The organism is Flectobacillus sp., assembly GCF_049240685.1.
Lineage (GTDB): Bacteria > Bacteroidota > Bacteroidia > Cytophagales > Spirosomataceae > Flectobacillus.
This window is the reverse complement of the sequence record NZ_JBMLSD010000134.1, coordinates 14,739-25,347: the sequence shown is the minus strand read 5'-3', so window position 1 is coordinate 25,347 and position 10,609 is coordinate 14,739. Positions and strand designations below refer to the sequence as shown.

The 10,609-nt window shown below is 37.8% G+C and carries 9 protein-coding genes; 1 reads left to right on the top strand and 8 read right to left on the bottom strand.

Annotated features, from left to right (window positions below):
• The first annotated feature begins 228 nt into the window (after nucleotides 1-228).
• Nucleotides 229-858: a 3-keto-disaccharide hydrolase gene (locus ACOVQ4_RS06150; protein ID WP_421819775.1), complete on the top strand. Its 630-nt coding sequence runs from the start codon at nucleotides 229-231 to the stop codon at nucleotides 856-858.
• A 68-nt stretch (nucleotides 859-926) separates the two neighbouring features.
• Here the strand turns inward: ACOVQ4_RS06150 and ACOVQ4_RS06145 are convergent, their stop codons facing one another.
• The 8 genes from ACOVQ4_RS06145 to ACOVQ4_RS06110 form a co-directional block, all read right to left on the bottom strand.
• Entirely contained in the window at nucleotides 927-2,102 is a 1,176-nt protein-coding gene (locus ACOVQ4_RS06145) for a DUF3179 domain-containing (seleno)protein (protein ID WP_421819774.1), read from the bottom strand.
• Between the two features lie 46 nt (nucleotides 2,103-2,148).
• Complete coding sequence (locus ACOVQ4_RS06140) at nucleotides 2,149-2,718, bottom strand: carboxymuconolactone decarboxylase family protein (RefSeq protein WP_421819773.1); 570 nt, start codon at nucleotides 2,716-2,718, stop codon at nucleotides 2,149-2,151.
• An 83-nt stretch (nucleotides 2,719-2,801) separates the two neighbouring features.
• Entirely contained in the window at nucleotides 2,802-4,025 is a 1,224-nt protein-coding gene (locus ACOVQ4_RS06135; RefSeq protein WP_421819772.1) for an MFS transporter, read from the bottom strand.
• A gap of 27 nt (nucleotides 4,026-4,052) precedes the next feature.
• Nucleotides 4,053-6,818: a TonB-dependent receptor gene (locus ACOVQ4_RS06130; protein WP_421819771.1), complete on the bottom strand. Its 2,766-nt coding sequence runs from the start codon at nucleotides 6,816-6,818 to the stop codon at nucleotides 4,053-4,055.
• Between the two features lie 12 nt (nucleotides 6,819-6,830).
• Nucleotides 6,831-7,397: a carboxymuconolactone decarboxylase family protein gene (locus ACOVQ4_RS06125; protein WP_421819770.1), complete on the bottom strand. Its 567-nt coding sequence runs from the start codon at nucleotides 7,395-7,397 to the stop codon at nucleotides 6,831-6,833.
• A gap of 96 nt (nucleotides 7,398-7,493) precedes the next feature.
• On the bottom strand, nucleotides 7,494-8,036 hold the full coding sequence (locus ACOVQ4_RS06120) for a carboxymuconolactone decarboxylase family protein (RefSeq protein ID WP_421819769.1): 543 nt from the start codon (nucleotides 8,034-8,036) through the stop codon (nucleotides 7,494-7,496).
• A gap of 224 nt (nucleotides 8,037-8,260) precedes the next feature.
• The gene (locus tag ACOVQ4_RS06115) at nucleotides 8,261-8,764 is read right to left on the bottom strand and encodes a hypothetical protein (RefSeq protein ID WP_421819768.1); all 504 of its coding nucleotides are present in this window, start codon (nucleotides 8,762-8,764) and stop codon (nucleotides 8,261-8,263) included.
• 354 nt (nucleotides 8,765-9,118) lie between these two features.
• A partial coding sequence (locus tag ACOVQ4_RS06110) for a CRTAC1 family protein (protein ID WP_421819767.1) occupies nucleotides 9,119-10,609 on the bottom strand: 1,491 nt, incomplete at its 5' end.

The following is a 10,609-nucleotide window of genomic DNA, read 5'->3' as shown; positions in this document are numbered from 1 at the left end:
AATGATGGAACGCTGATTCCTATTTCTCGTGGTAAGAAACGGTTGGTGAAGGAGGCACTAAGGATTTTCTGAAAGAAAAATAGGTTGTTTCCTAATTCTTATAAACCTTAATTCTTTTACCCCACAGACACCCACACCGTAATTTTTGATAGAGATACCCAAATAGTATTTGTACTTTAGCGTTGTAAAAAAACAACTTATCCCAAAAGGACTATAAAAACTATACACATGAAAAAACTATCATTCATTATTTGTTTGTTGATGTCGGTGCAAATGGCTTTTGCGCAGAAAAAAGAAAAAGGCTGGGTATCACTTTTTGATGGAAAATCTTTTGCAGGCTGGCGTGTCAATGAAGAGAATCCTAAGACTTTCTCTATCGAGGATGGTACCATAAAAGTAGCTGGCGAACGTACACACTTATTTTATGAGGGGCCTGTTGGTAATCATGATTTTAAAAATTTTGAACTAAAAATCAAGGCAAAAACATTGCCTGGATCTAATTCTGGCATCTTTATTCACACAGGTTACCAAGCTTCTGGTTGGCCTGAAAAAGGTTATGAAGTGCAAGTAAATCAGACACATACCGACTGGCGCAAAACAGGTAGTTTGTATGGCGTAAATGATGTAAAAGAAAACTTAGCCAAAGATGATGAGTGGTATGAATACCACATTATTGTGAAGGATAAAAGGGTGATTATCAAAATCAATGACAAATTGGCTGTGGACTATACCGAGCCTGAAATACTTCCAGAAGATCGTGGTAAAAAAAGACTTAGCTCTGGTACTATAGCTCTACAAGGTCACGACCCGAAAAGTGTGGCTTATTTTAAAGATATTAGAATTAAGATTTTGAAGTAATTAATGGTTTACACAGGTAATTTTATCATTCCAAGCTGGCGAATCAGTTCGCCAGCTTGGAATAATACTTATTGCATCACTAAAGTATTGGGTTGAAAAGTTTTCCAAGAATGCCAAAACTCTTGATAGGCTTCAATTTTAGGTAATGATGAACCTTCGTATTTGCCAGCAATACATTTTCCATCCATATTCCATACAGCATCAGACTGACTGTCAATTAATTGATTATTTTTCAATACTAATTTTAATGGACCAAACGGACTTTCACTTTTGAATGCATGAAAGCTTTTTTTATCATTTTCTAATACCACTACTATATTTGACTGCTCTAACGTATCATAAATTATTTGGTCTTTTACTAATTGATTCCAATCATAAGCTTTAGCTGTTTTTCCCATAAGAATGCCAATCACCCAAGATTTTGGCTTCCAAGAAAGAGAGTCACGAGTGGTTAGATTACTTTTACCCTTACCAGAATCATAATTTTTCAAACCTGCATATTGTTCCTTAAATTCTGGGTCAGGTTGCATCACAAGGGAATTTGGGTGTATCTGTAACCAAGCTGAAAGACTCATTTGCTCGGAGGATACACTAGGTAAATTAAGTCCTTTAAGTTTTCCAGTAATCGACTCACCTGTAGCTTGTTGCCACCATGAACCCGTTGTTTGGTCTTCGAATATGGCATTGAAATGATCCATTCCTACTAGTCGAAATTGCTCATATTTGCCATTGACAAAAGGCAAATAAACACGTCCTGTACGACAAACGGTGCAATAGGTAATCATCATAGGTGTGCCCCCAACGGTATCTATTACTTGGTGATGATAACCAATCAATTGTATAGGATAGGCCTTGGCTTGTCCGTTATGAACAACGCCAAGTATCAATTTATCTTTAGCAATTTTGTTATCGCTTCCACTTGCCATTATTTTATTTTTAGGTTGATAAAACATATGGTCGGCAGTTAGCTCAAAATTGAATAAATAAACCACTCCTAGCCACAGAAAAGTAAGCCCTCCAAGGATAATTTTGGTAAGTTTTGAGCCTATTTTAAAGTTTTTCCAAAGAGGATATGCCAGTAGTACAATCCCCAAAATGCGTAAATACCAAATGTATTGATGTAAAAAATACGCCAATTCTATGGTATCTGACTGCTGACTTCCAGGAAATGGCATGATAAAATATACTTTCAGTATTTCACTGATAAAAAGAATTAAAAATCCGATAATGAGTTGTACTCTCATAATAGCTTGATAAATAAATGGTTAATAAGTTTGTCTGAAAAGAGTTCTACCCCTTAATATAGGCAATTGGGTCAAAATTAGCATATCCTTCGTCTCTGATTCTTGGTCCTCTGTCGAGATAGGAACTTGCCTCTTGAGGTGCCCATGTTCCTAAACCGTCTACATATCTATTAAACATGCAAAAAGCAGCGGAAATTAATACTGTATCATGAATTTCTTTATCAGTAACTCCATGTTCTTTAGCCGATTGGATATGATTTTCTGTTGCGAATTTTCCTCCTTTTTGTACAGCCGCTGCAATGACGAGCAAAGATTTGAGTTTCTCAGAAATTGGCGCGTGAGACATATCTTTTTTAACCTGTTCTATTAATGTTCCGTCATCTTCCAAGTAGCATTGAGCTGCTGAACCGTGTACCATTTGACAAAAAGTGCAATTATTAAGATAGGAAACATAAGTTGCTATTAATTCTCGCTCGCCTTGAGAGAGACTATTGTTTGTATCTCGTAATAAGATTTCGGCTAAAGCATTAAGCGGTTTGGCTGTTTCTGGACTAAACGCCATCAGACCACGAATACCGGGCAATTGTTCTTCAGAAGGAATGTTAATATATGCCATATTTCTTTGAGTTAAATGATTTTGAAAAGAAGCGAGTCTATAACCGATGATAGACTCGCTCTAGGTTCACTTCCAGTCCATTATTACAATATTTTTGAATCGCTTACTAAATTTTTTGTACGTAAAAGCATGATAAACGCTATAACAAATGCTAGTGAGAATATCATGAGGGATTGTCCTAATCCGCCAAGTATTGACACCAAACTTCCTACAAAAAACACGGCTGTAGCGGTAAAAAATCTCCCAATATTAAAGCATAGCCCTGTTGCGAATCCTCTGACTTGTGCGGGGAAAAGCGCAGGAATAAAGCTCGACAATGCTCCCTGACTAATGCCAAAAAAGAGCGATAACAAGGCTGTTTCTATATAGACCATACCACTAAAGGTCTGATTAGTTAAAAACAATAACATACAAACACTGCTGCACCCTAAGAAAGTACCAAGTAGCGTTTTCTTAAATCCAAATGATTTTATCAGAAAACCAGAAAGTATACCACCTACGATTCCGCCAATTCCCAAAAGCATCATGACAATACCTCTTTCTTGCTGACCTTTTTGACCATTGCTTAATAAACCTTGTACCCATGTAGGTAACCAAGAGAAAATTCCCCAGAGTCCAATAAGTACTGCTCCGAAAATAAGTATTCCCGTCCAAAGGTTTTTCTGGTAATCTATTGATTCTATTGGGGTTATGTTCTTTGTTTTTCCTTGCGATTTTTGCCATTCTGGGGATTCTGGTAAAAAGACAAACATCAAAATAGCGATACCAATTGGGATAAGACCAATCCAAAAAGCTTGATGCCAATAAGGAAATAGAAGGGTAATTCCGCCTGATAGTACAATTCCCAAAGGAAACGAAACCGCCAAAATGCCCAAGATGACAGGTCGATTTTTTTCTGGCCATATTTCAGAAATATAGACCGTGGTCAATAATAAGATTCCCCCAACACCAACGCCAGAGATAAAGCGTAAGGCAAGAAGAACGTACCAGTCTTTCACAAAAACAATAAATACTGTTCCCAAGCCACAAAGTGCTGTTACGATACTCAAGCTAGGTATTCGACCAATTTTATCGCTGGCAAAGCCCATCGTTAAGCCACCGCACATCCAGCCATACAGAAATATGGCATTGATATAAGCGCCATACTCTGAGAGCTTTTGCTCGTCGAGTAATCTGTTCAGTAAATCAGGTAATGCAACTGGCAAATAGGATGACATCATCGTAGAAATACAGCCTCCTAATAAATAACTCAGCATACAAAGCGTAAATGCCAACTTAACCTTGGTTGTGTGAATAGTTGATTTCATAAAGTTGTAAGGTTGTTTTAGCACTTATTATCTTAAGAATTCGTCAAAATTGAGGCTGATATAATACATGCCCCCAACGGCTGGTGACCCGTAAGCTTGAACTACATATTGATTCGTCAAGTTGGCAGCACCCAATTTGATTTTTGTTTTAAGTGATGGAACTGTATAGCTTACCTGTGCATCTAACAAATTATAAGCGCCTATTCTTCCAGGTCTCAACTCTGTAAATGTCCCATACCAATCGAATGCAGTTTGCCAGTGCCATGCCACGCTAAAACCTAATTTGTCAGTAAGTTTTGGATTAGAAAAAGTTACATTGCTCTTCCAAGTTGGCGTATTGAAAGCAGGAATATTGTTTGGATTAGCATCCATTATATTAAAATCTATCCAAGTTGCATTGCCATGTAATTGGTAGTTTTTAGGTAAAGCCCAAGTCAAGCCAGCTGTAACTCCTTGAATAGACACTTTATCTGCGGCGTTGGTGTACAATTGAAAAGCCTTGATATTGCCATTCAAAATGTCTGCGGCTGCTGCTGGGTTTACACTTCCGTCTGGTAATGTTACTGGGCTATTTGGTCTAATTACTACCGAGTTGATGATAAAATCGGTATATTGACTATAGTAATAATTAATGTCAAAAAGCAATTTTGAAGTCAATAATCCTTTATAGCCTACTTCAATACTTTGAACACGTTCGGGTTTGATATAAGGCACATTTGATTTTATCAGTTTATCTTTATTATTGGCTAAAGCTGTAGGAAACGGAACGCCTTTTTGCATATCGGCACCAAATCCACTACCGAAGGCACCCACTGATGCGGCGGTGTAAGAGTTTTCATACACATTCATTCCTTGTGAATTGATTGGTGCACCGCCTAGAATTAAGATTGGACCTACGTCAAGCTTAATATATTGATCACTAATAGTTGGGTTTCTGAAACCAGTTTGATACGAAGCTCTAAAATTATGTCTTTCTGTTGGGGAAAATACTGCAGATGCTCTTGGTGTAAATTGACCATCAAAGTTTTGGTTTTTGTCATATCTTCCTGATAAAGTTACTTTTAACTTATCTTGAAAAAGACTTTTTGAGGCTTGTGTAAACAGCCCAAACTCATCATTGGTGAGGTTTTTACCTTTGTCATCAAATAAAGTACCTTCAGTATCGAGATAGTATTTTCTGTAGTTTCCTCCAACTTGCAAATTGAAGACTTTTACCACTGAACTAAAATCATAGAGTCCTTCTATGTGTTTTAGGCTACAATTACTTTTGATTCCAGCACCTGAAAGTCCTGTCGTTTGAATCAAACGGCTTCGTGCTTCGTCAAAAGCTGCTGTGCCTGGGAGTAGTCTACCTTGGTCGGCAAAGGCTCTTGCTTGTGTTGGATTTTGTGCTGTTACACCACTGATTGTACCATTGAAAGCAGCCGCATAACGCTGAAACCAAGTGGCATCTGCTTTGTCTGGTGTTACGATGTTTCCACTCAAGTCACGTACCCAAGTACGGTTGATTTGCTGTCCCAATGAGCGTGTATTGTAGGAGTTATTTGAAATTTCTTGGTTGGAATACGCTCTGATATAGAACTGACTTCCTTTGAGTTCTAAACGATGCTGGACAAATTGAAAATCATTGATAACGAATCTGTTACTTCCTGTGTACTGAGCTGTTCCTTGATTAAAATTCATTTGGTAAATGGCCTCAAGGTTATCATTAATGCGATAATGCAAAGCACCATTTAGTTTAAGACTATACACACCATAAGTCGCCAAATCTTTTTCTTCATAACCTGTTCTTGAAACTCTACCAATATTAGGTAAGGTTTGAGCCACTTCATCACCATAAATATTCAAGGCATTACGACCTGGGTTGTTTGCTCCACGACTCGCTGCTGGTGTATTTGGGTCGATATCTGTATAGTCATTGGCATACCAATCGGTACCTCTGAGGTAGGAAGCATTGATTTTGAAAGCAAATTTATTATTAAAAACTTTGGCATAACGTAAAGCCAAATCGCTCATGGGTTTTGCACCTAATCCTGTTCCATCACTCACGTGATTGAGACCAAATTTCGTTTGAATGCTTAATCCTTGGTAATCAAAAGGGTTTTTGGTTCGGGTGTTAAGAAGACCATTAAAAGCAATTGGACCATATAGAGCTGAGGCGGCTCCTGCAATTAATTCAGCACTTTCTACGTCCAAATCATGTGGACCAAATAGGTTTCCCATCGCAAAACCTAAGCCTGCTGGTTGGTTATCGATACCGTCGACTAACTGCAAAAATCTTCCGTTTCCTGTGCTATTAAATCCTCTTGTATTGATTTGTTTATAAGTAAGACTACTCGTAACCATATCTAAGGATTTGATATTTTGGAGACCATCGTAATAATTGGCTGAGGGAGTTTGCTGAACTTGGCGAATATCCATTTTCTCGATACTGACAGGCGAACGTAAAATTCGTTCTTCAACACGTGAAGCTGTTACTACAACAGGGTCCAACTCTGAATTTGCTGGAGAAAGTGAAATATCAATAGCTTGATTATTAGTAATATCAACAGTTTTGGCTTCGTAACCAATCATCGTAACCACAATAGTGGCAGGAGTTTTTAGTGATATACTAAAGCTACCATTAGCAGTGGTTTGCGTACCTGCAAGTTTTCCTTTCACTCTGATTGAAACGCCTTGGATGGGCTTTTGCGTTTGAGCATCTGTAATTTTACCTGTTACTGTTGCAACTTGCGCTATGGTTTGAGTGAGGATACTGATAAAAATGAATATAGTTAATATATGTTTTTTCATGTCTAGAGAAATTTAGGATTTTTTCAAATGGTCATAACCTTGTGGTAGGCGCTGATATCCATGATTAACGATACGCTCGCCAAGTTGCTGATAAAAACCACTTTGTGGGTCGGGAGTAAAAGTTGCCATACCATCTACATATCGGTTGTAGAGACAGAATAATGCTGCAATCAACACGGTATCGTGAATTTCGGCGTCGGTTGCACCGTATGACTTGGCTAGTCCAACTGACTCGGGGGTGACGGCTTTTCCGCTGATTTGAACAAGGGATGCAATTTTTAATAAAGCCTTCATTTTATCACTCACAGGCATTTGGTCAATATCCTGTTTCATGATTTCACAAGTTTCTGTTTCTCCAAGTAGCAAATCTGTGGCAGCGGTATGGGCATTAGTACAAAACACACAACCATTTCGGTGTGAAACGATGGTGGCAATAAGCTCTCTTTCGCCTTGTGATAGGGTATTGTCGCCGCGAAGTAACAGTTGCGTTAAATCTCGAATGGGTTGAGCCGTTTCTTGGCTATATTCCAATAAGCCAGTAATGCCTGGCAAATGTTCGGGTAATGATATATGGGGCATAATGGTAATTTCTGTTGGGGATAGACAAAAGAATATCTAGTTGATTAAGTGAAAATTTAACCAACCGATTGAAGAATGACGACAGAGTTCGAAGATTTATCTTGCTCTATTATAGCCTAAAAAGGCCATTTTCTGACCCATTTCCAGATAGTCCTCATTGGCTTGTGGCGCCCAAGTGGCTAATCCATCTACATAGCGATTGAACATACAAAACGCCGCTGCAATTAGCACGGTATCATGCAGTTCACGGTCGCTTGCGCCAGCTTCACGGGCCATGGCAATATCTTCTGGTAAAACGTGTTTACCTCCTTTTTGTACTTTTCCTGCAATGTCCAATAATGCCCTTAGTTTTGGAGAAATGGGCGTTTCAACAAAGTTTTTCTTGATGTCGTCCATTATACTAATATCACAATTCAAATGCGCAACTGCCGCTGCTGCATGTGAAGAATGACAAAAGTGACAGTTGTTGAGATAAGATACATGAGCAGCGATTAGCTCTCTTTCACCACTCGAAAGAGTAGATTCGCCTCTCAATAATACCTCGGCAAGATTGAGTAAAGGTTGTGCGGTGGTTTTATTATAGTCCAAAAGCCCTGAAATACCTGGCAAGGATGGATTGGGTAAAGTGATATATGACATGGTTTTTACTTCAGTTAAAAATGATTGGGCAATACAATTCCAGCCTAACGTAAATAACAATACGTAAGGAAGGTAATTAGTGGGCAAAATAAAATATAAGATTATGCTTTGGGCTTTCAGGTAACGGCTTTTGGCGATGGTTTTTTTAAAAAAAATAACACTCTTTGCCTGTTGCCTAGTGCCAAAACACACAACTTAAATCTAATTTTGCACGAGTACTTGTATTAAACTGAAGCTATTTCGGGAGGCATAAAAACACCTGAGGTATATAGATGAGCATATAAATAAGAGTAGTAGAACAAACTTGGTTTTTTGCTTTCGATGAAATGAAGATATTTGTTTTCCAGACCTACTTTTTGAGGTAAGTAGTTAGATGATAAGTGCTTGCATAAATCTAAAGCCTTTTTTAAGGGCGAACTTTTTTCTGAATGATTATCAGAAAATTGTTGGCTAAGTTCTTCAGAAATAGATTGATACTTTTGTTTAGCCTTATGATTGGTCTTGATCTTGGTATAAAGCGTATCGTTTGAATAACGTTGTTCGATAATATTGTAAAATTCACCCTGATATTCAATTAAACCTTCATGAGAAGTAATATTGGCAAAATCGCTACTGTAGGGCAAAGCAATAGGCATTTTGATTTCTAGCCATTCATCATTTTGAGTAACTGGCGTAGCTTTTTGAATCGACTTGTCAAAACAAAGCAAAACAATGCCAGTGCTAAACATATTGTATAGCAACAGACAGAGAAATGAAATGCTGACAATTTTTTTCAAAGGATATAGTTGAGGTTTTTTCTTACTAAAACAAAAATAAATATTTATTTCATACAATATACTAATAAACGAGGGAAACTTTCATGATTTTCCATCAGTAGCTATATTAATTTGGCTATTGATGGAAAAGTGTAGGTAAAAGATGCTGTTCTGACCAGATATCAGGTACTATCAATTAGAATAGATTTCAAAAATCAACTATTTCGGATTGCGGATATGGGATTGCGGAAATCTAGGATATTTTATTGAAAATGAATGTATTTTTCACAATATCCAAAATCAGCAATCCAATATCCGAAATATTTCCTAAAGACTCATTTTGGTATTACAAATAGGAATCTCTGTAGACTGACTTGGAAAAGGAGTCGTTTTGAGAGGTACTTTGGTAATAGTATTATTTCCTTCTTTGATTTTGATAAACTGATTAGGCTTTAGGTTTTTGAAAACTTGCGTTTTACCTGTTTGAGCCCAAGTAATTTCAAGCTCATCAATTAAGTCACTTTGTCCAATACCTATTTCTCTTCTCAAAGCAGATGCTCCAAAACTTCCTCCAGAGTTTACATCACGATAAACGACTCTTTTGATTCCTTTTTCTCTAAAGGTAACTTTTACATGCGAACCAATCGCCGAACGATTCGTTTCTGTACCTTCCAACTGAATATTAATCCAACGGTTATTATTTTGCCCAGGGTTCAAATACAATGAATTGTTGTAAGAATCGCCAATATAGGCGCCGCCCACTTCAATGAAAATATCGCTATCTCCATCATTGTCAAGATCATTGATGGCTACACCATGCCCTTTTTGCAAATTTCCAACCCTTCCTGAAACGGTGACATCGGCAAACTTTCCATTTCCCATATTTCTAAAAAGTCGGTTGGGAACTAAGGATTTATAATCAGGGTTGCCTGTACCTAAGTACATATCCAAATAACCATCATTGTCAATATCTCCAAAGTTAGAACCCATTGCAAAAACGGATTTATTGAGACCAGCCTCTTTGGTAACATTTGTGAAAGTTCCATCATGGTTATTGTGATACAAATTCATGGTACTGGCTTGGTTAGGAATCCCCAAGGCTTCAGTTGCCGCAGTGTATGGGATAGATGTGTCGAACTGGTAGCCGCAAACAAAAATATCTTGCCAACCATCGTTGTCATAATCCCAGAACCAAATTGGAAAGGTATTAATCTGAATATCATTCAATCCCGACTTTTCAGTGACATCCTCAAACTGAGGAATGTTGTTTTTAATCCCTGTATTTTTTAACAAAGTTCTTCGTCCGCCAATGCCCGAAATGACCAAATCTTGAAGTCCATCATGGTCATAATCAGCCGCACTAACCCCTTTCACAAAGTCGATAATTTGACATTTGGCCATAGCTGCAACTTCGGTAAAAGTGCCGTTTTTATTACTGATAAACAGTTCACAAGGATTATACTCATTCATTCCGCCTGTTTCGTTACCTATAAACAAATCTAACCAACCGTCATTATTAAAATCGCGCCATACGCCCGCCTGAGTGGGATGTTCTGAGAAAAGTCCACTTTCTACGGTTACATCCGTAAAGGTATTATCGCCGTTATTTCTGAGTAAAGAATTGGCTTGTCGACCATAATTCCCCATCCATGCGCCTCTGAGTACGAAAATGTCCAAAAAGCCATCATTGTTATAATCAGCTTGAATCATATTTAAGCCACCTTTAAAGCGCCCTAAATCAGAAATGACTGAGCAATCCATAAAACCGCCTTTAGTATCATTTCTAAAATAGTGCATGGCTCCTTTGAGCCCCCAATC